Genomic DNA, 23,617 nt, shown 5'->3' on the forward strand with positions numbered 1-23,617 from the left:
TGGAGGTCTGGCTTCCGCGTGATGCGGACACAGTGGCGGGTACCGCGCCGGCTTCGTTCCGGCTTCCCTACGTCATAGCGGGGTCAAAACTGGGTCATGGCTGGTGGACGCTAGAAAACGTAACACGCAGGCGTCAGGGGCCCGCGGTCGCGCCGATCGTCCGCCACAGGAACTCGTAGGCGAGCGCTTCCTTGAACGCCGACTGCTTGTTGTCTGCCGCGCCGCCGTGTCCGCCCTCGATGTTCTCGTAGTAGCGGACGCGATGCCCGGTCTCCTCCAGTCGTGCCGTGAACTTGCGGGCGTGCCCCGGATGTACCCGGTCGTCGCGGGTCGACGTCGTCACCAGCAGTTCGGGATAGTCGACGTCGGCGCGGACCAGCTGGTATGGCGAGTGCTTCGAGAGGAACTCCCACTCGGCCGGATCGTCGGGGTCACCGTACTCGGCCATCCACGAAGCTCCCGCCAACAGCAGGTGGTAGCGCCGCATGTCGATGAGCGGCACCTGGCACACGAGTGCGCCGAACAGTTCCGGATACTTCGTCGTCATCACGCCCATCAGCAGGCCGCCGTTCGATCCGCCGCGAGCTGCGAGCGTCTGCGGCGTCGTCCACCCGCGTGCGACGAGATCCCGCGCGATCGCCGCGAAGTCTTCGTACACGAGGTGACGGCCGGCCTTCTGCGCCTGGGTGTGCCACGTCGGCCCGTACTCACCGCCGCCGCGGATGTTCGCGTAGACGAAGATCCCGCCGCGCGCGATCCAGTTCCGTCCGGTCACCCCCAGGTACCCGGGTGTCAGCGAGTTCTCGAACCCGCCGTAGCCGTACAGGAGGGTGGGGCCCGATTCGACGTCGTCACGTTTGACCACGAAGTAGGGAACCTGTGTGCCGTCGTCCGACGTCGCGAACACCTGCTGCGCCTGGACACCCGAGGCGTCGAAATGTTCGGGCGACGACTTGATCGGCGCCACCCCGATCGTCGCATCGCCGTACAGCAAGGACGGAGCCTGGGTGAACGAACTCGACGACAGCCAGATCTCGTCGCTGTGGTCGGGGTCAACGTCGAGGACTCCGACCGTCGCCAGGTCGGGGATGCCGGGGAGTTCCGCAGGCTCCCACGTGCCGATCTCGAACGCCTGGATGCGGGTCGCCACATCGTGCAGGGTCGTCAGCACCAGTCGGCTCCGGGTGAACGCGTAGTCCTGCAGGCTCGTGTGCGCGTCCGGCGCGAACAGGACGCGGTGTGTGCGATCGCCGGACACGAACGCCGGATAGTCGAACACGAGCAGCGAGCCGGGCTCGCGTTCGACGCCGTCGACCGTCCACGACGACTTGGGCGACACCATCAGATAGTCGAGGTGCACGGCGTAGGAGGCGTCCGACGGTATATCGATCGCGACGAGTTCGCCGTCAATCACCTCGAAGTCGTCGGTGTTGTAGAAGTCGGTCGCCCGATACACGAAGTGACGCCGGTAGCCGGGCGTCGGGTCGAACGCGGCGCCGACCGCGACGTCGTCGACGCTCCCGGTGAACACCGTCTCGGCCTGCGACAGGTCGGTGCCGCGAGTCCACCGCTTCACCACGCGGGGGTAGCCCGACGACGTCCACGAGCCCTCGCCGTCCGGCTGCTCACCGAACTCGGTGCCTACATAGACGGTGTCGCGGTCGATCCACGAGACGTTCGACTTGTTCTCGGGCAGCCCGAAGCCACCATCGACCCACGTGCGCGATGGCACGTCATACTCGCGGACGACCGTCGCGTCCGCGCCGCCGCGGGAGAGCGAGACCAGCGCGCGGTCGTAATCGGGCCGCAGCATCGACGCCCCGGCCCACACCCAGTTCTCGCCTTCTTCCTCGCGCAGCGCGTCGACATCGATCAGCACGTCCCACTCGGGCACGTCCGTGCGGTACTCGTCGAGCGTCGTCCTGCGCCACAGCCCGTACGGGTGCGTCGCGTCCCGCCAGAAGTTGTAGAGGTAGTCGCCTCGCCGTCGCACGTACGGGATCCGGTCGTCGGTGTCGAGGATCTCGAGTGTGTCCGCCTGCATCTGTGCGAACCGCTCCGAGCCGGTCAACTCGTCGACGGTTGGCGTGTTGTGGGCGCGCACCCAGGCGAGCGCGTCGCCGCCGTCGACCTCTTCGAGCCAGAGATAGGGGTCGTTCGCGGTCGTGTTCGCATCAGTCACCGCCACCACGTTACGTGCGGCGCGCGGCGGCGGTCAGATCTGGGACGTCGTGCTTCGATTCTGGCCAGGACCACAGTGAGCGGCGTGTGCGCGGAATATGCTTGTCCGCGGTGAGACCGACCATAGGACTGGAGGGTTCGTGAGTCGAGAGACGACGCCGCTGTGGATGGTGTCCGTGGCCCTCGTGATCGTCCTGGCGGTGGCGTGGCTGCTCGGCGCCACCGCGCGATGGCTGCTGCGGGGCCGGGCGAACCTGCGTGCATCCGTCTCCGTCGTGCTCGCGATTCTCGGCACCTCGGTCGGGCTCCTCGTCGAATGGTCGATCTGGCCGACGGCGCACCTGCGCACACCGTGGACCGTTCTGTTCGGGCTCGCCGGCTCGGTGGCCGCGGTGTTCGTCTACGGAATCGTCGCGGCGCACTTCCAACGTCCCGACATCACACCGGTCGGCGAACTCCTGCTGGCGGGCGAGTCGGACCGGCTCGAGTTCAAGTCGACGGCACGCGTCAACGTGCGCACTGGCGAGAAGGACGCGCGGATGGAGCAGGTGATCGCCAAGACCGTCTCGGCGTTCCTCAACAGCGACGGCGGAACCCTGCTGATCGGTGTCGACGACGACGGGGCGCCCCTCGGGCTCGACGCCGACTATGCGACCCTGCGCGTCCCCGACGCCGACCGCTACGAACTCTGGCTGCGCGACCTGCTGGTCACCTCGGTCGGGCAGAACGCGGCCGCACAGGTGGCGATCGCCGTCGAAGACGTGACCCGCGACGGCGTTGCGCGCCCGGTCTGTCGACTGCGCGCCGCCGCATCTCCGCGCCCGGTGTATCTACGACCGGGCAAGAACACCGACCGCGAGTTCTGGGTCCGAACCGGGAACTCGACGCGACGCCTCTCGGTCGACGAGGCGGCCGAGTACGTCATGCTGCGCTGGCCGCTCGGACTCGGCTCGTCGCTCGCCGCGCAGGTGAAGGCCACCGTGCGTTTCGGGAACGGCTGACCGGGTCAGCGCAGGACCGTCGGCGGCTCCTCCTCCAACTCGACCTCGGTCTCCGGACCGCTGTGCTGTTCGGGGATATCGGTGCCGCGCAGGGACGCGCCGGCGGTCTCCTTGAGGAACGACAGTGCGACCATGCCGATCACGCAGGCCAGCATCATGTAGAGCGCCGGGAACTCCAGCCACCCGGAGCTGCTCACCACGGATTCGTTCACCAGCGGGGCAGTGCCGCCGAAGACAGCGGTCGACACGTTGTACGCGATCGCGAAGCCCGCGTAACGGACGTGGGTCGGGAACATCGCCGGGAAAGTCGCTGAGATCGTGGAGAGCTGCGGTAGGTACAGCAGACCCAGAATCAGGAATCCGATGATCGCCCACGCGAGGCCCTGCCCCATCAACCAGTACATCGGAAGCGCGAAGATGAACAGTCCGATGAGCGACGTCCACCACATGGGTTTTCGGCCGACTCGGTCGGACAACGCGCCGAAGAACGGGATCAGCGCCATCATCGTGAGCTGTCCGATGAGGATGACGATCGAGCCCTGGGCCTCGTCCATTCCGAGAGTGTTCTTCAGGTAGTCGGGTTGGTACGCCAGGAGCGTGTACTGCGTGACATTGAGCGCCACGACCATGCCGAACATGATGACGATCGGCCGCCAGTAGCCGACCAGCGTCGTCTTCAGCTGTGCGAATATCGAAGGCTCGTCGATGTGCTTCTTGCGCGCTTTCGCACTGCGCTCGTTGTCCACCTCGGTGAAGACCGGCGAATCGTCGAGCTGCGACCGCAGGTACAGGCCGACGACGCCGAGCGGCAGCGCGAACAGGAACGGCACGCGCCAGCCCCAGGTCGCCATGTCGTCGGCGTCCAGCCAGATCTCGTGGTCGGCGAGCGTGTCCATGATGAGCACGAAACCGGTACCGGCCGACAAACCCGCCAGGGTGCCGAACTCGAGGAAGCTGCCGAGCTTGCCGCGTTTCTTGTCCGGCGCGTACTCGGCCATGAAGGTCGCGGCTCCGCCGTACTCGCCGCCGGTGGAGAAGCCCTGCACCACGCGGAGCAGGATCAGCAGGACCGGAGCCCAGACACCGACCGATGCGTGCGTCGGCAGCACGCCGATCAGCGCGGTGGCCACCGAGATCAGCAGGATCGTCATGGCGAGGACGGCCTTGCGGCCCAGCCGATCGCCGATCGGACCCCACACGAAACCGCCGAGCGGCCGCAGTACGAATGACACGGCGAAACCGAGCATCGTGCCGATGCCGCCCAGCTCTCCGGGGAAGAAGGCATCGGTGAGATAGGTGGTAGTGGCGGCGTAGACGCCGTAGTCGTACCACTCGGTTGCGTTACCGATCGCCGACCCCATGATGGCCTTGCGGACGGCCTCGGGCTTGGGTGCGGTGAAGTCTTTGGTGGACAGCGCGTCTGCCATCGTGCCTCCGATGTGTAGCCGAGACGGTGAGGTTCGGGCTCTGCCGGGCCGGCGAGCTCGACTCCGCGCTGTGTCGCGGATGCACCTATCTCGACGGCTTCTCAGCCGGTAGACAATCGAGGGGTCGTTCCCCCCGAACGGACTAACCAATCCGTAGCACTAATGGCGCGGGAGGGAAACTCGAACTCGCGCAGTCGACGTCCCTTAATCGGGTGAGCCCGCAGGTGACAGGGGGTCCGGGACCTCTCCGTCACGAATTGGGCAACGCGTCGTCGAATAGATGCTCGGCATGCACAGATTGCAGTGCACGCATCGCGAAACCGTCGAAGGGTCGTTCTGCATCAATAGCGGCAAATCCGGTTCCCGGAGTAGCGCGCGACCCATCGCGACGAAGTCGAATCCTTCGTCGAGCGCGGTCTGAATCGTCGTGCGGTCGGTAACCCCGCCGAGCAGGATGAGCGGCATCGAAACGGCCTTGCGGAGTTCCTGCGCCAACGGCAACAGGTAGGTGTCGCGGTACGGGTAGTGCCGAAGGAACACCGGTCCGGCTGCTTTCAGGCCGACACGCATGACTCCGTGGAAGGCTGCCGCGAACTCGGCGCGCGGAGCCTCCCCGTGGAACAGGTACATCGGGTTGAGCAGGGAACTGCCTGCCGTCGGCTCGATGGCGTCGAGGAATCCGTCCGCTTCGAACAGGCGGGCCGTCTCGCACGCCTGGTCGACGTTGAGGCCGCTCCACGGATGCCCGCCCTTGCCGGTGCCCGGGGTGCCGACGCCGTCGAACATGCTGAGTTTGGCCCAGACGGCAGCCTGATCCCCGACCGCGTCACGGACTGCTTCGATCACCTCGCGGGCCAGTCGCGCACGCCCCGGCACGGTGCGTCCGTACTCGTCGCGCCGATGGTTGAGCAGCGGCGACAGGAACGAACTGATCAGGTAGTTGTGCCCGCAGTGGATCTCGATTCCGTCGAAACCGCAGTCGACGGCTTGCCGGGCCGCGTCGGCGAACTGCCGCGTCAACGTCGCGATCCCGTCGGCGTCGAGCCGTTTGGTCAACGACATGCCCATCGGGGCGGGGAAACGGCCCGGGCCGAGCGCGGGGGCCTGGTTCGATATCGAGTTCGCGACCGCTCCGGCATGTCCGAGTTGCGCCGCCGCCAGGGCGCCTTCGCCATGGATCGCATCGGTGAGTCGACGGAGTCCGTCAGTGGCTTCCGGACGCATGTAGATCTGGTGGCGATCGGTGCGCCCGCCCGGGCTCACCGCACAGTAGGCCACGGTGCTGATGCCCACGCCGCCCGCGGCGGTCTCCCGGTGGAACTCGATGAGCTCGTCGGTCACGAGGGCGTCGGGCGTCCGGCCCTCGAACGTCGCGCACTTGATGAGCCGGTTGCGCGGCGTGATCGGGCCGAGTCTTGCGGGGCTGAACGGATCGGGAGTCACAACTGGTTCCTTTCGTGCCGGCCGGATGAGGGTGCATCCGCGGCGGGAGCTGAATCGGTGGTCGGGGCTGCGGTAGTTGGGCCTTCGAGGACTGGCGCGCTCAGGCCTGCGGTGAGGAAGTCGGCGAGAGCGGAGACGGCGGCGACGCTCGGCGCGGTCCGGGTCGACAGTTCGGTCATCAGGATGGAGAACGCGAAACGCCACCGACGACGGGCGGTCGCCTCGTCGACGTCGATCGTCGACGTGAGAATGCCCACCCACGTCTGAGTTCGGAACCACGTCGCGGTCCACGGCAGGTCAGGATGGGTCAACACGAAACGGCCGAGCAGCGACAACAACGAGGCCGTGGCCCGATCGTCGCGGAGTCGGGCAAGTGGGGCGAGTGGGGCGAGTATCGCGTCGACGATCTCGCGGACGGTCGCAGGTCTGCGCGTCAGTTCGTCGAGTGGAGCCGACCAGAACGGTTCCAAGCGATCCTGAAGCAACGCTGCGACCAGGTCTTCTCGGGAGCCGAAATGATAGTGCACCGCTGCCGGGTTGACGCCGGCGCGTGCGCACACCGCGCGGACGCGCAGATCCTCGTATGACGTCGTGGTGAGCAGATGCTCGGCGGCGTCGAGGAGTCGGGCGCGAGTCACGTCAGTCGCCATGCGGTGAAGTGAATCACAAACCAATCATTGTTTCAAACAGTGCTTGAAATGGGCTGTCTCAGGCAGGTGCGACGATCGGCCCGTGAGCGTTAGGCTTGACGCCGTGGCTGAACATTTTGAAACAGTTGTCCTCGGTGGTGGCCCTGGTGGGTATGTGGCCGCGATCCGGTCCGCCCAGCTCGGCAAGAAGACTGCCGTCATCGAAGAGAAGTGGTGGGGTGGCGTCTGTCTGAACGTCGGTTGCATCCCCTCCAAGGCGCTGCTCCGCAACGCGGAGCTCGCGCACGTCTTCAATCACGAGGCGGCGACCTTCGGCATCAGCGGTGAGGCGTCATTCGACTTCGGCGCGGCGTTCGACCGCAGCCGGACGGTGTCCGACGGCATCGTCAAGGGCGTGCACTTCCTGATGAAGAAGAACAAGATCACCGAGATCGACGGCTTCGGCGTGTTCGCCGACGCGAAGACGATCAAGGTCGGCGATCGGGTGATCACGTTCGACAACGTCATCATCGACACCGGCTCCACTGTGCGACTGCTGCCCGGTGTCGAGCTGAGCGAGAACGTCGTCACCTACGAGACCCAGATCATGACGCGGGATCTCCCGAAGTCGATCGTCATCGTCGGCGCGGGCGCCATCGGCATGGAGTTCGGCTACGTGCTCGCCAATTACGGTGTCGACGTCACCATCGTCGAGTTCATGCCGCGCATCCTGCCGAACGAAGACGCCGACGTCTCCAAGGAGATGACCAAGGCGTACAAGAAGCTCGGCATCAAGATCATGACCGGCACCGGAGTGCAGTCCGTCGACGACCAGGGCAGTCAGGTGGTCGTCAGCTACAAGGACGCCAAAGGCAACGACGGCAGCCTGACCGTCGACAAGGTACTGATGTCGGTCGGCTTCGCGCCGCGCGTCGAGGGCTTCGGCCTGGAGGACACCGGCGTCGCGCTCACGGACCGCGGAGCGATCGCCATCGACGACTTCATGCGCACCAACGTCGACGGCATCTACGCCGTCGGCGACGTCACGGCCAAACTGCAGCTCGCCCACGTCGCTGAGGCTCAGGGCGTCGTCGCGGCCGAGACGATCTCGGGTGCCGAGACGATGCCGCTCGGCGACTACCGGATGATGCCGCGCGCCACGTTCTGCCAGCCGCAGGTCGCGTCGTTCGGTCTCACCGAGGAGCAGGCCAAGGCCGAAGGCTACGACGTCAAGGTCACCAAGTTCCCGTTCTCGGCGAACGGGAAGGCGCAGGGCCTCGGCGCGCCGACCGGCTTCGTCAAGCTCGTCACCGACGGCACGAACGACGAACTGATCGGCGGTCACCTGGTCGGCGACAACGTCTCGGAGATGCTGCCGGAGCTGACTCTCGCGCAGAAGTGGGACCTCACGGCCAAGGAACTGGCGCGCAACGTCCACACCCACCCGACGATGAGCGAAGCGCTGCAGGAGACCTTCCACGGTGCGATCGGCCACATGATCAACCTGTAACGAGGACGACCGCGGAACCCCGCTCGATGACGCGCGCCGCCGGCGCGATCGGGTCACTCGTGCGGGGTCCGTTCGTCGGCTAGAAGGTCAGATCCGGTAGTCGCCGCGATTGCTGGCCGTCGCGCCTTCCTTGAGCACCAGCAGGATGTTGTCGTGATCGGCGAGCGAGTCGATGTCGGTGAGCGGGTCGCCCTTCACGACGACCAGGTCGGCGAGCTTCCCCGCTTCGAGGGTGCCGAGGGTGTCGGCGACGTCGCACAGTTCCGCCGAGGTCTTGGTGCCCGCGACGATGGCCTGCATCGGGGTCATGCCGCCGAACTTCACGAGGCAGCCGAGTTCGGCGAGGGTGTCGCCGTGGTCGGGCACCAGGCCCGCGTCGGTGCCGACGGCGACCTTGATGCCTGCCTCGACCGACGCCCGGATCGACTCGTGGGCCAGTGCGTGCCACTTGGTGCTCTTCGCGACTGCCTGCGGGGTCGCGGTGTCTGGTTTGAGCGTCTCGATCAGCGTCGGCACCAGGAACTGGCCGCGTTCGACCATCTCGGTGCGCAATTCGTCGTCGAGGGCGTAACCGTGCTCGACGCTCTGTACGCCGCCCTGCACTGCCGCCCGGATCCCGGCGTGACCGATGGCGTGCGCGGCAACCTTGCGGCCACCGTAGTTGTGGGCCTCTTCGACGAGCGCGGCGACGATCTCGGTGCGTGCACCGAGCCAGTCGGGGTCGTCGGACGGCGAGGTGACGCCGCCGCTGGATGCGACCTTGAGGACGTCGACGCCTTCGCGGAGCAGCGCCCGAGCCTCCTTGCGGGCCTCGTCGACGGAGTCGACGATCACTCCGCCGATCAGGCCGGTCCCGTCGAGCCCGGACGGGATGTGGAAGTCGGCGTGTCCGCCGGTCTGACTGAACATCTTGTCGGCCACCAGAAGTCGCGGGCCTTCGACGAGGCCGTGTTTGACCGCGTCGCGCACCCCCACGTCGACGCCCATGAGGTCGCGCACTGTGGTGACGCCCGCACCGATCGTGGTCTTCAGGCGTCCGATGAGTTCGAAGAAGCGGTACGACTCGGGCACCATCGCCGCCATGATCGGCGACCCGGCGGTGCCGGGCAGCGACAGGTGGACGTGGCAGTCGAAGAATCCGGGGGTGACGGTGTTCCCACCGACGTCGATTCGCACCGCGTCGGCCGACTCGGCGACCTCGGGAGCGTTCGCGGCCGGCCCCGCGTAGGTGATCTTGCCGTCGTCGATGACAATCTCGGCGTCGTGGACCGGGTCGGAGCCGGTTCCGTCGATGAGACGGAAATTCTGAAGGATTCGTGTCGTCACAGGTCACGTGTACGTGCTGGGGCGGGAAACCGTCTCGATGCGCGAGAACATGGCATCACTTTGCCGCGCTCTGGCACGGTCTTCCCTCCGGGCGGGGGCTTCCCCCGAGCCGCGTCGGCGTGCGTCGTCCGCATAATTGTGGGATGACGGGTGAGCGACGGTGGGAGTGCGCGACGACGTCGTTGTCGGCGACCCTCGGGGTTCATCGGCGCGGCGCACACGACCCGGCGTACCGGGTCGCCGCAGACCGATCGGTGTGGCGAGCCGTGGACACGCCGGACGGGCCCGGCACACTCGCGCTGGCCCAGCGGTCCGGGACCGTGTCGGCCCGGGCGTGGGGCCCGGGCGCGCGCTGGCTTCTCGATGCGGCGCCCGACATGGTCGGCGCCGCCGACCGTCCGCAGGATCTGCACGCCGACGACCCGGTGTTGGCCCGCCTGGTGGAGCGGGCCCCGGGGCTGCGGATCGGCCGCACGGGCCGAGTGTGGGAGGCGCTCGTCGCGTCGATCCTGGAGCAGAAGGTGACCGGCACGGAAGCCTATCGAGGCTGGCGGTATCTGCTCAGTCGCTACGGCGAACCCGCGCCGGGACCGGTGCCGGCGGACATGCGAGTTCCGCCGCCTCGCCAGGTGTGGCGAGACATCACCGAATCCGATTGGCACCGGAGCGGACTCGAACCGGTCCGCATGCGGACCATCCGTGCGGCGGCACTCGTCGATGTCGAATCCAAGGTCGATGTCCTGACTGCGCTGCGCGGGGTCGGGGAGTGGACGGCCGCGCACACGCGGATCCGGGCGCTCGGCGATCCGGACGCGGTGCCGGTCGGCGACTATCACACGCCCTCGGTGGTGGGGACCGCGCTGGTCGGGGAGCGGATCGACGACGCCCGGATGCTCGAACTGCTCGAGCCCTATCGGGGTCAGCGCTATCGCGTGGTCCGGTTGTGCGAGGTGGCGGGCGGCATGCCGCAACGCCGTGGGCCGCGCATGTCGACCCGCGACTACCGAGACTTCTGAAGAAGCGGTCGGTCAGTCAGTCGCAGACTGACGGTGCAGTCGTCGACCGTCGTCGCCTGCACGAGGTAGCCGACGCCGAAGGTCTCGGCGATCGCGTCCAGCGCTTCTTCGGCGACGCCGCGGACTGTCCCGCGGGCTATCTCCGGCAGAGCGTCTGTGATGTCGGCGAGCGGACACGAGCAGATCGTGACGTGATGCGCCTGCAGATCGGATGCCACCTCGGTGATGCGCAGCCCCAGGTCGCCGAGTGCCGCTTGCACGGCGATGACAGGGTCGGGAAGCGCGGTCTGGGCGGACTGCGACGCGTGCCGACGCACCCATTCTCGCCCTCCGGCGGCAGCTGCGTCCTCTCTCGCTCTGGCCGTCGTGCCGAGCTGCATCAACAGCAGATCGTTCAGGCTGTCGGCCGCGGCCGGCGGAGCGATCCGGTAGGCGAGACGGGGCCGCCCGACCCCGTCGGGCGCGAGCTGTTCGGTGACGGCGACGCCGTCGGTCACCAGGTTGTTCAGGTGGAAGCGAGCGGAGGTCACGTGCACGCCGAGCGCGGCACCGACCTCGGTGGCGTCCAGTCCTACGTCCGAGCCTTCCAGGACTTCGCGAACACGGTCGCGCTGACGGGCCTTGGTCGATTCGGACATGCCCCGATCTTATGCGCCCCGATCTTATGTGCCCTGAGCTTGGGTGCCCCGATCTTGTGTCCCCCGATTTCGTGTCCCCCGATTCTGTGTTCCCCGTTTTTGTGTTCCCCGTTCTTGTGTTCCATGGACGATCACCAGGGTGACGGTTCCGTCGCTGACCGCGTGCAGCGAGTGCAGGGTGCGGGCGTCGACGCGGATCGCGGTGCCCGGTTCCAGACGGAGCGTCTGGCCGTCGACGGTGAAGTCGATCGCGCCGGTCTGCCCGAGCACCACGATCGGGTGCGCGGCGAGATGCTCGGCCATCACCTGGCCGGCGCGGAACGCGAGCCGGACGATGGTCTCGGACTCGCTGCGGTTGATTCGTTTGATCGCCGGACGGTCGCTCTCTCCGTCGCGGTTCGGGTCGGCCAGACCCGTCAGATACGTGAACAGCGGTTCTGTCATGATGCGGCTCTCGGTGTGCGGGCGTGAACATACTGTCCGACGCCGGTGACGGTCTGTTCGAGATGTTCGAGCCCGAGCAGACGCATCCGATCGGATAGTTCGTCCAGATCGAAGAGGCGGAGCCCGACGAGTCCGGCGAGCGCTGACCCGCCCGGCAGCGCGGCGATCGAGGCCTTCGCCGACGCGAACACGATGATCTCCCCGCCTGGCGCGCACACACGGGCCATCTCGTCGAGTACCGGCAACGGGTCGGGGATCAGATACAGCGCGGCCAGACACAGGACGGTGTCGAAGGTGTTGTCGGCGAACGGAAGGTGGTGGGCGTCGCCCCGCACGAACGTCACCCGATCGGCGCGGTGATCGCGTACCGCCTGGTCGAGCATCGCCGGAGAGAAGTCGATGCCGACGTATCGGCCGTCGCCGGTCAGACCGGACGCTGCGTCGTCGCTGTAGTTTCCGGGACCGCAGGCGACGTCGAGGACGCGACGGTCGCCGGGACGTGCGAGGTAGGCGCGGAGTGCGTGGTCGTAGTCGGCAGTGCCCGAGCCGCCGAGGCTGAATCCGCGAGTGAAGATCGGCCGCCACGCCTTCTCGTAGACGAAGGAGACGACCCGGTTCCCCATCGCCCGCTGGGCGATGGACGTCATCGTCCCGGTCCGAACTCGTCGCGCTGCACGCGAAGCACGCCGATCGTCGTGGCGAGCGAATCGTATTGGCCGACGAGGAGGATGAACGCGACCGCCTGACGTTGCGTCAGATGACGCCGGATGGCCGCCCACGTCGTATCGGACAGGTCGCGATCTGCGATCAGTTCGTCGACGGCGAGCAACAGCGTCCGCTCACGGTCACCCCATCCCGCGTCGGGGCCTTCGATGACGTCGGCGAACGCCGCGTCGTCGATGCCGGCTTTCGCACCGAGGCGACGGTGGTGATCGAGTTCGTACTCGCATCCGCGCTGGTGGGCGACACGAATGATGATCATCTCCGTCTCTCGCCGAGACAGTTCGCCGAACGGCATCATGCGCGAGGAAAAGTGCAGCCAGCCGCGGAACAGCCCTCTGCTTCGGCCGAGTGTGGCGAAGATGTGGGCGTTGTCGGTTCCGGTCGCGGCCGACATGGCCTTGACCACCAACCAGTTGATCGGACCGAGGTCGCCTAACGTACCGGGTGCGACGCGAGGTGTGCTCATGATTCGAAGGTAGACCACGGATCGGCGAACGGACATCGTGCGAGTGACCTCCCGCGGTCAGATCCAGGCGGTCAGGTCCCAGGTGGTTAGATCCCCGGTGGTCAGATCCCAGGTGGTCATATCCCAGGACGTCATATCATCGTGTACGGCGACACGGTGCTGCGATGTTCGTCGATGTTGAGGGTCGAGCCCAGCGGCGGGAAGGCGCGCTGAGGGCAGTCGCGCCGATCGCAGACGCGGCAGCCCGCGCCGATCGGTGTCGCCTTCGCCTCCGTGCCGATCGCGATCCCGTCGGAGTAGATCACCCGGTCCGCGTGCCGCAGCTCGCAGCCCATGCCGATCGCGAACGTCTTACCGGGCTGCCCGTAGCGCGCGGCCCGGCGTTCCACGGTCCGCGACACCCAGAAGTAGTCGCGTCCGTCCGGCATCTCGGTGATCTGCGTGAGGATCTTGCCAGGCGCAGTGAACGACTCGTAGACGTTCCACAGTGGGCACGTGCCGCCGCTGGACGAGAAGTTGAAGCCGGTCGCCGACTGTCGTTTGGACATGTTTCCCGCGCGGTCGACCCGGACGAACGTCCACGGCACCCCGCGCAGATTCGGGCGTTGCAGTGTCGACAGCCGGTGGCAGATCGTCTCGTACGAGACCGCGTAGAACGCCGACAGCCGTTCGATGTCGTAGCGGAAGTCTTCGGCCGCGCCGTGGAACTGGGTGTACGGCAGCACGGCCGCCGCCGCGAAATAGTTCGCCAAACCCTGGCGTGCCAGCGCTGCCGCGTCGTCGCTGGAGAATCCGCCGTCGTCGACGAGTTCGGTGATCAGGTCGTCGAACTCCAGGTACGCCAGTTCGGCCGCCACCTTGAACCCGCGCTGACCGGCGCCGAGCGCCGCCGAGAACTCGAGCTGTCGGCGATCCGGGTCGAAGCGGTGCAGCACGTTGTCGCCGAGGTCGACGCGGCGCACGATGCGGACGCCGTGTACGTCCTCGAGCCGGGACGTCAGTTCGGCGCGCAGATCCGCCGAGTGCATCCGCATCCGCGACGTCAGGTTCTCGGCGGCCTCGTCGAGTTCGTGGACGTAGTTGCGGCGCTGATAGAAGAAGTTGCGGACCTCCTCGTGGGGCGCCGAGATGGTGCCGCGCCCGCCGTGGTCGCCGCGACCGGCGGTCGCGGCCGCCAGTTGCTCGGAGACCACGCGGTACCGGCTGTACATGCCGACGAGCGCCTCGGCGATCGCCCGGTGCGCGCCGACCATCGTCGACACCTCGTTGGCGTCGCTCGCTGCTGGGTCGAAGTCGAGGTCTTCGTCGAGGAGCGCCTCCCGCAACTCGGCGACCAGCCGCACGTCGTCCTGCGGGTCGAAGAACCCGATGTCGATGCCGAAGATCTCGGTGATCCGCGCGAGCACCGGGGCGGTGAGCGGGCGGGTGTCGTGCTCGATCTGATTCAGGTACGACGCCGAGATACCCAACGTCGACGCCATCGTCAACTGGGAGAGCCCACGTTCGCCGCGGAGCCTGCGGAGTCGGGCGCCGACGTACATCTTGTTGCCGCTCATGCCTGGATGCTTCCTTCTGTGGGCCTCGGTCCTTCGGTGGGCCCTGATCTCTCTGGGCCCTCTCGGTCGACCGGTTGCTCTGGCTGTCTGTCCGTCTGTCGTCCACGCCACCACGCGGTACCGTGACCGCGTGCGCAGCAGAACTTCCCGTACGTCGTGTCCCCGTGCGTCGTGTCCCCTCGGAGGTGCCCGTCCGTCACGTCCGGGTGCCACCATCATGGCCGCAGTCGTCGCCGGTGTCGCGGCGACGGTTCTCGCGGCGTGCGGGGGCGGCGGTCAGGTCGACGCCGGAACGCCGCTCCCCGGTCGCCTCGTGCCGAGCGATCGACTGCCGAAGGGCTTCGCCGTGGTGCCGTATCAGGTGGACGACATGATCGCGGCGAACCGGTCGACGCTCGAACAGGCGGAGAAGGTCGGTTTCGTGCCTGCGCAGTGCCGCCCGACGGCGGACGCCGCGTTCAACCCGAAGCTGACCGAGGAGAACACGGTGCTCCTGGTCGCCCAGGCGGATCCGGGAACCCAGTCGGGTCCGGGCACCCTGACTGAGCTGGTCAGCACGGTGCGTCGCAACATTGACGCCGACCGCCGGGACACGAGTGGTCCGTGTCGGGTCGTGACGTCCACTCCGACGACCGGAGCGCTGGCAGGAGCACGGATCGTCAACACCTCGACGGAGTTGCCCGCGTTGCGCGGTGACCCGGCCGTCGGCGAGGAGGTGGAACAGGCGTACCTCGTCCGCACGGACTCGGTGACGACGTTCGCCGACGGCTCGGTGCGCGCACGTAGCTCGTATCTGGCGAATGTGCTGGTGGCTTCGCCCGACGGTCAGGTCTTCACTCTGCAACTCGGGGCGAGCGGGGAGGACGCGTCCGAAACGTCGCGTGGCGAGCCCCCGATCTCCGAGGGTGCGTTCACCGATCTGGTGCGGTCGGCTGTCGAACGGGTGGCGCAGCCCTAGAACCCGCACCAGCCCGAGAACCCGCGCCAGCCCTAGAACCCGCACCAGCCCGAGAACCCGTACTAGCGGGTAGGTGAGATGTGTCACACTTGCGTAAGGTTGTGGTCGACGCGCGGTCCTAGTAAGCGGGGCGTTGCCGCCGTCCTCGTCGGAGTGGGTCGTGATGTTTTCCCAGTACGCGCGTACTTTTTTGTTGCTATGGGCGGCGTTGTGCACCACCTGATATTTGCAACATTCGCAAAATATGGCAACAGGGTGCCTCAACTTAACACTGGAACTGTCTGGACCAGGAGGTTTCTTGTGTGGCAACCTCGTGTCAGGCATCGCCTCCAAGTGTGAACCGGTTCGCAACCGGTGAACGCTAAGACCGAAAGCAGACACTGCGAATCCGCAGTTCTAACGAAAGCGAAGGCTATGAGCAACGTCGGAAAGCCGCGTACCGCCGCCGAGATCCAGCAGGATTGGGACACCAACCCGCGCTGGAAGGGCATCACCCGCGAGTACACCGCAGAGCAGGTCGTCGAGCTCCAGGGCTCGGTCGTCGAGGAGAACACCCTCGCCAAGCGCGGCGCGGAGATCCTGTGGGACGGCGTCACCAAGGGCGACGGCAGCTACATCAACGCACTCGGCGCGCTGACCGGCAACATGGCTGTTCAGCAGGTCCGCGCAGGCCTGAAGGCCATCTACCTCTCCGGTTGGCAGGTCGCAGGCGACGCGAACCTCTCGGGTCACACCTACCCGGACCAGTCGCTGTACCCGGCCAACTCGGTCCCGAGCGTCGTGCGTCGCATCAACAACGCCATGCTGCGTGCCGATGAGATCGCCGCGGTCGAGGGCGACAACTCGGTCGACAACTGGGTCGTCCCGATCGTCGCCGACGGCGAAGCAGGCTTCGGCGGCGCCCTCAACGTGTACGAGCTGCAGAAGGCCATGATCGCAGCGGGCGCCGCAGGCACCCACTGGGAGGACCAGCTCGCTTCGGAGAAGAAGTGCGGCCACCTCGGCGGCAAGGTGCTGATCCCGACCCAGCAGCACATCCGCACCCTGACCTCGGCTCGTCTCGCCGCCGACGTCGCGAACACCCCGACGGTCGTCATCGCCCGCACCGATGCTGAGGCTGCCACGCTGCTGACCTCGGACGTCGATGAGCGCGACCAGCCGTTCCTGGACGGCACCCGCACGGCGGAGGGCTTCTATGGCATCAAGAACGGCATCGAGCCCTGCATCGCTCGCGCCAAGGCTTACGCTCCGTACGCAGACCTGATCTGGATGGAGACCGGCAAGCCCGACCTGGAGCTCGCCAAGAAGTTCGCGGAGTCGGTCAAGGCCGAGTTCCCGGACCAGCTCCTGGCCTACAACTGCTCGCCGTCGTTCAACTGGAAGCAGCACCTGGACGATGACACCATCGCCAAGTTCCAGAACGAGCTCGGCGCGATGGGCTTCACGTTCCAGTTCATCACCCTGGCCGGCTTCCACGCCCTCAACTACTCCATGTTCGATCTGGCTCACGGCTACGCCCGCAACCAGATGTCGGCATACGTCGACCTGCAGGAGCGCGAGTTCGCTGCGGAGGAGCGCGGTTACACCGCCACCAAGCACCAGCGTGAGGTCGGCGCGGGCTACTTCGACCGGATCGCCACGACCGTCGATCCGAACACCTCGACTGCAGCCCTCAAGGGCTCGACCGAAGAGGGTCAGTTCCACTAGGAACTCCGCCCGACTTCATCAGTGAGGTCGAAGCCATGACGATCCCGGGTCGGGTGGGGCACTGCCCCGCTCGACCCGGGATCGTGTGCATCCGCCCCTCCCCACGGCACGTCAGGAACTCTCCATGGCAAGCGAGAAGATCGCTCGCGTCGGCATCGTCGGCGCGGGACGGATGGGCGCGGGCATCGCCGAAGTGTGCGCCCGCGCGCACTGCGACGTGCTCGTGCATGAGCCTGCCCGTGATCTCGTCGCCGCCTGCCGCAGCCGGATCCTGGACTCCCTCGACCAGGGGGTGTCCAGCGGGACGTTGACCGCCAGGGAGCGAGATCGCATGTCGAGCGGTCTCCGATTCACCACCGACCTCGCCGACTTCGCCGATCGGGAGCTCGTGATCGAGGCGATCGTCGAAGACGAGGCCGCGAAAGTCGACATCTTCGGCAGGCTCGACGTCGTCGTCGGGCCTGCGGCGATCCTCGCCTCGAACACGTCGTCGATTCCGATCGGCACGCTGAGTGCCGCGACGTCCCGACCGCGCAGGCTGGTCGGCATGCACTTCTTCCATCCCGTCCCGGAAGTCGCGCTGATGGAACTGGTCACGACGTCCGCGACCGACGACGCGGTCGCTCGACGCGTCCGCGACTTCGCGCACGACGTCCTCGGCAAGCACGTGATCTGTTCGTCGGACCGGTCGGGTTTCGTCGTCAACGCGCTTCTCGTGCCGTACCTGCTCTCGGCGGTGCGGATGGTCGAAAGCGGATTCGCGAGCGTCGACGACGTCGACACCGCGATGGTCCTGGGCGTCGCGCACCCGATGGGGCCGCTGCGTCTCGCCGATCTCATCGGACTCGACACCGTCGTCGCGATCGCCGACCGCATGCGCTCCGAGTTCGACGAGCCGATGTACTCGCCGCCGCCGCTCCTGCGCCGCATGGTCGACGAGGGACGTCTCGGCAAGAAGGCCGACCTCGGCTTCTATCGCTACGGTGACCGGGTCACGGCCGACATGTGAGCCTCTCTGCGAGGGTCTTGCTAGCACTGATCTCAACCCGGAACCTGATCGACCGATCGTTTCCGAGAGATTGATTCCGCAGGTCCACGAGGTTTCGGGGTTGCTGATTCGTGATTGCCAATCGTGACTTCAGCCACGATAGCTAGCAAAGTGCTTGCAGTTGCTAGCGGCCTGGACGATACTCAGGGTGTCAGATAAAGACCTGTGAACAGGAGGCTCCCATGAGCACCGTCGAACGCACCCTCCCCACCCCGCTCTTCGCCGTCGTCGGCGCGGGCGATGCCGCAGTCCAGGAAGTCAAGGACGCCGTCGCCGAGCTGCGCACCCGCATCAGCGGCCTGCCCGAGGACGTCCCCACCCTCGAGGAGCTGCGCGGCAGGCTCACCGCCGAGGAACTCCGCAAGCTCGCCGACCCGTACATCGAGACCGCGACCGGCCTCTACAACTCGTTCGCCGAGCGCGGCGAGACCACCGTCGCCCGTCTCCGTGAGAACACCGCCGTCGCTGAGAATCTGACCCGCGTCGAGAAGGCCTACAACGACGCCGTGGACCTCACCGAAGATGCGCTCGGCGCAGTCTCCTCGCAGACCCGCGCCGTCGGCGAGCGCGCCGCAGGCCTCGTCGGCCGCGCAGCCGACCAGGTCGAAGACGCCGCCATCGACCTCGCCGACGCCTCCGACAAGGCCGAAGCCGTCGCCGAGCGAGTCGAGAAGGCCTCGACCAAGGTGAAGACCGACAGCGTAACCGCCGCGCAGAAGGTCGCAGGCGCCGCCGGAACCGTCGAAGCCAAGGCTCGCCCGGCTGCGAAGAAGGCGCCGGCTCGCAAGCCTGCTGCCAAGAAGTAGTTTCGAACCGTCGTCGGCGGGGATCGCGAAAGCGCTCCCCGCCGATCGGCGTTCGGCCGACGTCTCGCCGTCAGTCGTCGAGCGCGGCTAACCGAGCCTTCTCGACATCGACGTCGAAGTTCGCCGGTGGCCAGGACAGGTCGAGAGACTCGAGGGTCTCCAACAGGATCTGGGCCACGGCGAGGCGGGAGAACCATTTCCGATCGGCCGGGATCACGTGCCACGGCGCGGCGTCGGTGTCGGTCCGATCGAAGATCTCCTGGTAGGCCTGGAGGTATTCGTCCCAGTAGGCGCGCTCGGTGAGATCACTCGGGTCGTACTTCCAGAACTTGTCCGGCCGTTTGAGTCGCTCGGACAGCCGTGCCTTCTGTTCGTCCTTCGAGACGACGAGCGCGCACTTGATGATCGAGGTGCCCGACGCCGCCAACTCGGCCTCGAACGCGTTGATGTCGTCGAATCGTGGACGCCACACCGACTCCGGCACCAACGAGTGGACCCGCACCGGAAGCACGTCTTCGTAATGCGAGCGATCGAAGACGCCGATGCGGCCCGGCGCGGGCAGCGCTTTACGAATGCGCCACAGGAAGTCGTGCGCCGCTTCCGTTCGTGTCGGCCTGCCGAACCCGGTCACGGCCAACCCCTGCGGATCCACCAGACCGCCGACATGACGCACGATGCCGCCCTTGCCCGCGGTGTCCATCCCCTGCAAGACCAGCAGCACCGAGCGGTCTCCGCCGCTGCGCGCTTCGGCGAACAGCATTTCCTGCAGCGTCGACAGCTTCTGGCCGACAGCAGCCAGGTCGGCCGCGCCCGACTTCTTGTCGCCGTCGTATCCGGGCGTCGCCGCCGGATCGACCTCTGCGAATCCGCCGACCGACCGGGCACGCAGCGTCACTCGCGGACTCGACGACCAGTCGGTCACGGAGTGTCGCCCGGAAGCGGTGGCATCGGCAACGGGTCCGCCGCGAATGCCACCGGATCACCGTTGCGGGCGACGATGCCGACCAGCGCGCTCCACACCAGCATCGTCAACTCGTCCACGAGTTGTGTCGTCGGCTGATCGCGCGTCACGAGCCACCCGTCGACGGCGCGGATGATCGCGCCGACGATGGCCGTCGCCCACGTCTTCGCGCCGTCGATCTGCGCACCGCGCACCCCGAGACGCTGCTCGATCGTCGACCGTACGGCGCCGGTGAAGATCCGTTCCGTGTACGCGGCCGAATTGCTGCCGGCCGACCGTCCGGTCGTGAACACGTACACGTTCGGGTCCGCCGAGACCGTGTCGACATACACGCCGATGACGGTCCGCACCAGGTCGTAATCGGCGAGATCGTCGGTCAGCACGTCGGTGAGCAACGGCAGCAGCGTCGACTCCATGTACGTGACCGTGACCGCTGCGGCCAAGTCGTTCTTGTCCGTGAAGTACCGGTAGAGCACTGTCTTGGACACCCCGACGTGCGCCGCGATCTCGTCCATTCCGGCATTCGGTCCGAGCGCTCGAATCGCCTCGACCGTGCCTTCGGTCAGTTCGGTGCGCCGAGCCTGCTTGTGGTGTTCCCACCGCTGCTTGCGTCCGTCTCCGGCGACCGCTTCCACCGCGGGTGTGAGGATCCGCTGCTCGAGTTCACGAGTCAGCGTGCGTGCGGCGTTCACAGCGACCGAAGCGGTCGACAACGGGTTCAGGGTAGGCATCACCTAGCAACAGTAGTAGGTGTTCGGGAACACTGTGTACGTGTCGACAACCTTCCGGTCCCAGCCGTCCGCGCCGAAATCGACTCCGACCGTGCTCGGGGCCGCAGGCGACGAGCAGCGGGCGCGTGACCTTCGCAAGATGAAGATCGTCGCCACGGGCTTGCTCGTGGGCGCTGCGGTGATCTACTTCGTGATGCGCTGGATCGAGCACCGCGACGGTTCCGACACGGCGGCCTGGGTCGGATTCGTGCGCGCGGCCGCCGAAGCGGGCATGGTCGGAGCGCTCGCCGACTGGTTCGCGGTGACTGCGTTGTTCCGCCAGCCGCTCGGCATCCCGATCCCGCACACCGCGCTCATCCCGCGGAAGAAGGATCAGATCGGCGAACAACTCGGCGAGTTCATCGAAGAGAACTTCATGACTCCCGAAGTCGTCGTCGAACGCGCTGTCGGGCTCGACATGCCCGGACGGGTGTCCGGATGGCTCGCCGACCCCGCCAACGGGCCCCGCGTCAACGACGAGGTGTCGCGCGCCATCCGGCTCGGCTCGGAGATGCTGCGCGACGAAGACGTCGAGAAGTTCATCCAGGCAATCCTGAAGTGGGCAGCCGAACCGCTGTGGGCACCACCTCTCGGCCGGGTCCTCGAGCAGCTCGTCGACGAGAACCGGGTCGAACCGATCATCCAGATGCTGTGCGACCGTGCCCACGAGTGGGCGCTGGACAGTCAAGGGCTCATCGACCGGGTCGTCGACCGTGATGGCCCCGCCTGGGTGCCGTCGTTCGTCAACAATCTCGTCGGCGACAAGATCTACCGCGAGCTCACCGAGTTCACGTACAAGGTGCGCGCCGAACCCGACCACGACCTGCGACGTGCCATGCACGACTTCGTCAGAGACTTCGCGGACGAGTTGCAGCACGACGAGGCGACCATCGCCAAGTTCGAAGAGATCAAGGGTGAACTCCTCGGCCGCGACGAGGTGACCGGCGCGGCGTCCACCGCCTGGCAGGCGGGCAAGGACGTCATCGAGCAGATGCTCGACGACCCGTCGTCGACCCTCCGCACATCGATCTCCGACGCGGTCGTCCGACTCGGCGTGCGGATCAGCCACGACCGACCACTCCAGGACAAGATGAACACCTGGGTCGCGCGGACCGCCAAGCACATCGCCGACAACTACTCGACGGAGATCATCTCCGTCATCACCGACACCGTCCGCGGGTGGGACGCCGAAGAGACCAGCCGCAAGATCGAACTGCAAGTGGGGCGGGACCTCCAGTTCATCCGGATCAACGGCACCGTCGTCGGCTCGCTCGCCGGGCTCGCCATCTACTCCGTCTCCGTCCTCGTGTTCGGGTGACCAGCCCCACCGCCCCAAGTGCTTGCATCTGCTAGCACAGTGTCGGCACACTGGGTACGGGCGAGTAGAGAAGGTATATCTGACGTGAGCAGCTCCATGCAGCAGTCCGGCGACGAGCCGGGCGGCGACACCGGCCCGGCCGACGCGGTCGCCGCCGCGGCCCAGGACATCGGCGGATTCATCCGTGCGCAGCGGCTGTCGGCGCAGGTCTCGCTGCGCCAACTCGCCGAGCGGGCGGGGGTCAGCAACCCGTACCTCTCGCAGATCGAGCGCGGACTCCGCAAACCGTCGGCAGACGTCCTCGCCCAGATCGCGAAGGGGCTGCGCGTCTCGGCCGAAGTCCTCTACGTGCGTGCCGGGATCCTCGAAGAACGGCCGGCCAGCCCGGTCCGCGACGCGCTTCTCGTCGATGAGTCGATCAGCGAACGGCAGAAGCAGATGCTCCTCGAGATCTACGATTCGTTCCGTCGCGAGAACGGGCAGGTCGGCGAGAACTCCGGAGCCAAACGTGTCCCCGAGGATCGTTCAGCGACCCTGACAACGCGCGTGGGTAAGGTGGCGGAGTGACCGTTCAAAGCGTGGTTCTCGACGCCCGGATGTACATCCTCCTCGTGGTGGGTGTGATCGCCGGGCTCTCGTCGCTCGCCGCGTTCGTGCACGCGCTGATCACGCGGCCGGACGCCTACACTGCCGTGGACGCGCAGTCGAAGACCTTCTGGGTCGCGATCCTGGCCGTCGCCAACCTCCTCATCTGGTTGTTCGTCGTCGGCGGGATGTCGGTTCTCATCCTGTTCCTCGTCGGTGTCATCGCCACGATGATCTACATCGTCGACGTCCGGGTGCGGGTCGACGAGATCCTGAACCGCAGCTGGTTCCGGAAACTCGGATGAGCGATTCTGCGACGCACAGCATCGACGGGTCGGATCGACAGGCTGGGCAGTGACCGAGTACCGCATCAACGAACTCGCTAACGTCTCGGGCGTCAGCGTCCGCAACATCCGCGTCTATCAGGACCGCGGACTGCTGCCCGCGCCCGCGATCCGCGGGCGCACCGGCTGGTACTCCGAGGAGCACCTCGTCCGACTCAACCTGATCTCCCGCATGCTCGAGCGCGGCTACACGTTCGCCACCATCAGCGAACTCCTGCACGCCGCCCACTACGGGATGAAGGTCGAACACGTACTTCGCGAGTCGCCGAAGAACAGCCGGTTCAAGAACATCAAGCGTGCCGCCACGATCACGATCACCGAGCTTCGCCGGTCGCTCGGGGCGTCCGACCGGTCGATCGCAGTCAGCCAGAAGCTTGGCCTTCTGGCTAAGGACGGCGCGCATTACGCGGTGCGGAACCCGGAAGTCCTCGCGGGTGCGGAAGCGCTCGTCAAAGCGGGCGTCGACATCGATGTGCTGCTCGACATGTGGGTACGCGTCGAACAGGATCTCGAAGACGTCGCGCACAGCTTCGTCTCGCTCATCACGGACAAGTACTTCGACGAGAACCTCCCGGGCCTGGGGGACCAGACGTTCACCCGCATCGCCGAACTGATCCAGACGGTGCGGCCGATGGCCCACGAGATCGTCGAGTCGGCGTTCAGCAAAGCTCTCGACGACGAGATCTCGCGGGCCGTCGGCCAAGCCGGTGAATACTTCGAGAACCCGCGCGATCCGAACTCGGACGACGCGACGGACTAG

23 protein-coding genes are annotated in these 23,617 nt (G+C 66.7%); 11 read left to right on the plus strand and 12 right to left on the minus strand.

Features of this window, described 5'->3' with window-relative positions:
* Positions 1 to 133: 133 nt before the first annotated feature.
* A complete protein-coding gene (locus L5G28_RS05035) occupies positions 134 to 2,182 on the minus strand; it encodes a prolyl oligopeptidase family serine peptidase (RefSeq protein WP_237000580.1) in 2,049 nt (682 codons plus the stop codon).
* A gap of 139 nt (positions 2,183 to 2,321) precedes the next feature.
* Between L5G28_RS05035 and L5G28_RS05040 the strand changes: the two genes are divergently transcribed.
* Positions 2,322 to 3,182, plus strand: coding sequence for an AlbA family DNA-binding domain-containing protein (locus L5G28_RS05040; RefSeq protein ID WP_237000581.1), 861 nt, complete (start codon positions 2,322 to 2,324; stop codon positions 3,180 to 3,182).
* 5 nt (positions 3,183 to 3,187) lie between these two features.
* Here the strand turns inward: L5G28_RS05040 and L5G28_RS05045 are convergent, their stop codons facing one another.
* The 3 genes from L5G28_RS05045 to L5G28_RS05055 all read right to left on the minus strand — a co-directional run bounded on the left by L5G28_RS05045 (position 3,188) and on the right by L5G28_RS05055 (position 6,702).
* Entirely contained in the window at positions 3,188 to 4,609 is a 1,422-nt protein-coding gene (locus L5G28_RS05045) for an MFS transporter (protein ID WP_237000582.1), read from the minus strand.
* A gap of 204 nt (positions 4,610 to 4,813) precedes the next feature.
* Positions 4,814 to 6,052 (minus strand): NADH:flavin oxidoreductase, encoded by a 1,239-nt coding sequence (locus tag L5G28_RS05050; protein ID WP_237000583.1) that lies wholly within the window; start codon positions 6,050 to 6,052, stop codon positions 4,814 to 4,816.
* Entirely contained in the window at positions 6,049 to 6,702 is a 654-nt protein-coding gene (locus tag L5G28_RS05055; protein ID WP_237000584.1) for a TetR/AcrR family transcriptional regulator, read from the minus strand. The genes L5G28_RS05050 and L5G28_RS05055 overlap by 4 nt, the downstream gene beginning before the upstream one ends.
* Positions 6,703 to 6,805: 103 nt before the next feature.
* Here L5G28_RS05055 and lpdA point away from each other — a divergent pair, with 103 nt between their 5' ends.
* Entirely contained in the window at positions 6,806 to 8,191 is a 1,386-nt protein-coding gene (gene lpdA, locus L5G28_RS05060) for a dihydrolipoyl dehydrogenase (RefSeq protein WP_237000585.1), read from the plus strand.
* 87 nt (positions 8,192 to 8,278) lie between these two features.
* Here lpdA and L5G28_RS05065 read toward each other — a convergent pair whose 3' ends face one another.
* The gene (locus L5G28_RS05065) at positions 8,279 to 9,517 is read right to left on the minus strand and encodes a metal-dependent hydrolase family protein (RefSeq protein WP_237000586.1); all 1,239 of its coding nucleotides are present in this window, start codon (positions 9,515 to 9,517) and stop codon (positions 8,279 to 8,281) included.
* Positions 9,518 to 9,660: 143 nt separating this feature from the next.
* Between L5G28_RS05065 and L5G28_RS05070 the strand changes: the two genes are divergently transcribed.
* Positions 9,661 to 10,533 carry a DNA-3-methyladenine glycosylase family protein gene (locus L5G28_RS05070; RefSeq protein ID WP_237000587.1) on the plus strand — a complete coding sequence of 291 codons (873 nt, stop codon included), beginning with the start codon at positions 9,661 to 9,663 and terminating at the stop codon, positions 10,531 to 10,533.
* Here L5G28_RS05070 and L5G28_RS05075 read toward each other — a convergent pair.
* The 5 genes from L5G28_RS05075 to ramB all read right to left on the minus strand — a co-directional run bounded on the left by L5G28_RS05075 (position 10,518) and on the right by ramB (position 14,360).
* Positions 10,518 to 11,171 (minus strand): helix-turn-helix domain-containing protein, encoded by a 654-nt coding sequence (locus tag L5G28_RS05075; protein ID WP_237000588.1) that lies wholly within the window; start codon positions 11,169 to 11,171, stop codon positions 10,518 to 10,520. The two genes, L5G28_RS05070 and L5G28_RS05075, sit on opposite strands and share 16 nt — an antisense overlap.
* 24 nt (positions 11,172 to 11,195) lie before the next feature.
* Complete coding sequence (locus tag L5G28_RS05080) at positions 11,196 to 11,615, minus strand: cupin domain-containing protein (protein ID WP_237000589.1); 420 nt, start codon at positions 11,613 to 11,615, stop codon at positions 11,196 to 11,198.
* A complete protein-coding gene (locus tag L5G28_RS05085; RefSeq protein ID WP_237000590.1) occupies positions 11,612 to 12,262 on the minus strand; it encodes a class I SAM-dependent methyltransferase in 651 nt (216 codons plus the stop codon). The genes L5G28_RS05080 and L5G28_RS05085 overlap by 4 nt, the downstream gene beginning before the upstream one ends.
* Complete coding sequence (locus L5G28_RS05090) at positions 12,259 to 12,804, minus strand: carboxymuconolactone decarboxylase family protein (RefSeq protein ID WP_237000591.1); 546 nt, start codon at positions 12,802 to 12,804, stop codon at positions 12,259 to 12,261. Before L5G28_RS05090 ends, L5G28_RS05085 begins: the two co-directional genes overlap by 4 nt.
* Before the next feature lie 131 nt (positions 12,805 to 12,935).
* Positions 12,936 to 14,360, minus strand: a complete 1,425-nt coding sequence (gene ramB / locus L5G28_RS05095; RefSeq protein WP_237000592.1) for an acetate metabolism transcriptional regulator RamB — start codon at positions 14,358 to 14,360, stop codon at positions 12,936 to 12,938.
* A 217-nt stretch (positions 14,361 to 14,577) separates the two neighbouring features.
* Between ramB and L5G28_RS05100 the strand changes: the two genes are divergently transcribed.
* From L5G28_RS05100 to L5G28_RS05115, 4 genes are all read left to right on the plus strand, one after another.
* Positions 14,578 to 15,318 (plus strand): hypothetical protein, encoded by a 741-nt coding sequence (locus tag L5G28_RS05100; protein ID WP_237000593.1) that lies wholly within the window; start codon positions 14,578 to 14,580, stop codon positions 15,316 to 15,318.
* A 414-nt stretch (positions 15,319 to 15,732) separates the two neighbouring features.
* Complete coding sequence (aceA, locus tag L5G28_RS05105) at positions 15,733 to 17,025, plus strand: isocitrate lyase (RefSeq protein WP_236997822.1); 1,293 nt, start codon at positions 15,733 to 15,735, stop codon at positions 17,023 to 17,025.
* Between the two features lie 124 nt (positions 17,026 to 17,149).
* The gene (locus L5G28_RS05110) at positions 17,150 to 18,034 is read left to right on the plus strand and encodes a 3-hydroxybutyryl-CoA dehydrogenase (protein WP_237000594.1); all 885 of its coding nucleotides are present in this window, start codon (positions 17,150 to 17,152) and stop codon (positions 18,032 to 18,034) included.
* A gap of 221 nt (positions 18,035 to 18,255) precedes the next feature.
* Positions 18,256 to 18,879: a heparin-binding hemagglutinin gene (locus L5G28_RS05115; RefSeq protein WP_237000595.1), complete on the plus strand. Its 624-nt coding sequence runs from the start codon at positions 18,256 to 18,258 to the stop codon at positions 18,877 to 18,879.
* 70 nt (positions 18,880 to 18,949) lie between these two features.
* Here the strand turns inward: L5G28_RS05115 and L5G28_RS05120 are convergent, their stop codons facing one another.
* Positions 18,950 to 19,801: a PPK2 family polyphosphate kinase gene (locus L5G28_RS05120; protein ID WP_237000596.1), complete on the minus strand. Its 852-nt coding sequence runs from the start codon at positions 19,799 to 19,801 to the stop codon at positions 18,950 to 18,952.
* The gene (locus L5G28_RS05125; protein ID WP_237000597.1) at positions 19,798 to 20,571 is read right to left on the minus strand and encodes a TetR/AcrR family transcriptional regulator; all 774 of its coding nucleotides are present in this window, start codon (positions 20,569 to 20,571) and stop codon (positions 19,798 to 19,800) included. Before L5G28_RS05125 ends, L5G28_RS05120 begins: the two co-directional genes overlap by 4 nt.
* 139 nt (positions 20,572 to 20,710) lie before the next feature.
* Between L5G28_RS05125 and L5G28_RS05130 the strand changes: the two genes are divergently transcribed.
* The 4 genes from L5G28_RS05130 to L5G28_RS05145 all read left to right on the plus strand — a co-directional run bounded on the left by L5G28_RS05130 (position 20,711) and on the right by L5G28_RS05145 (position 23,617).
* A complete protein-coding gene (locus tag L5G28_RS05130; RefSeq protein WP_237001256.1) occupies positions 20,711 to 21,928 on the plus strand; it encodes a DUF445 domain-containing protein in 1,218 nt (405 codons plus the stop codon).
* Between the two features lie 96 nt (positions 21,929 to 22,024).
* The gene (locus L5G28_RS05135) at positions 22,025 to 22,495 is read left to right on the plus strand and encodes a helix-turn-helix domain-containing protein (RefSeq protein WP_237001257.1); all 471 of its coding nucleotides are present in this window, start codon (positions 22,025 to 22,027) and stop codon (positions 22,493 to 22,495) included.
* Positions 22,492 to 22,818: a DUF2516 family protein gene (locus tag L5G28_RS05140; RefSeq protein ID WP_236997803.1), complete on the plus strand. Its 327-nt coding sequence runs from the start codon at positions 22,492 to 22,494 to the stop codon at positions 22,816 to 22,818. Before L5G28_RS05135 ends, L5G28_RS05140 begins: the two co-directional genes overlap by 4 nt.
* A gap of 49 nt (positions 22,819 to 22,867) precedes the next feature.
* Positions 22,868 to 23,617 carry a MerR family transcriptional regulator gene (locus L5G28_RS05145; protein WP_237000598.1) on the plus strand — a complete coding sequence of 250 codons (750 nt, stop codon included), beginning with the start codon at positions 22,868 to 22,870 and terminating at the stop codon, positions 23,615 to 23,617.

Source organism: Gordonia liuliyuniae, assembly GCF_021739025.1.
Taxonomy (GTDB): domain Bacteria; phylum Actinomycetota; class Actinomycetes; order Mycobacteriales; family Mycobacteriaceae; genus Gordonia; species Gordonia liuliyuniae.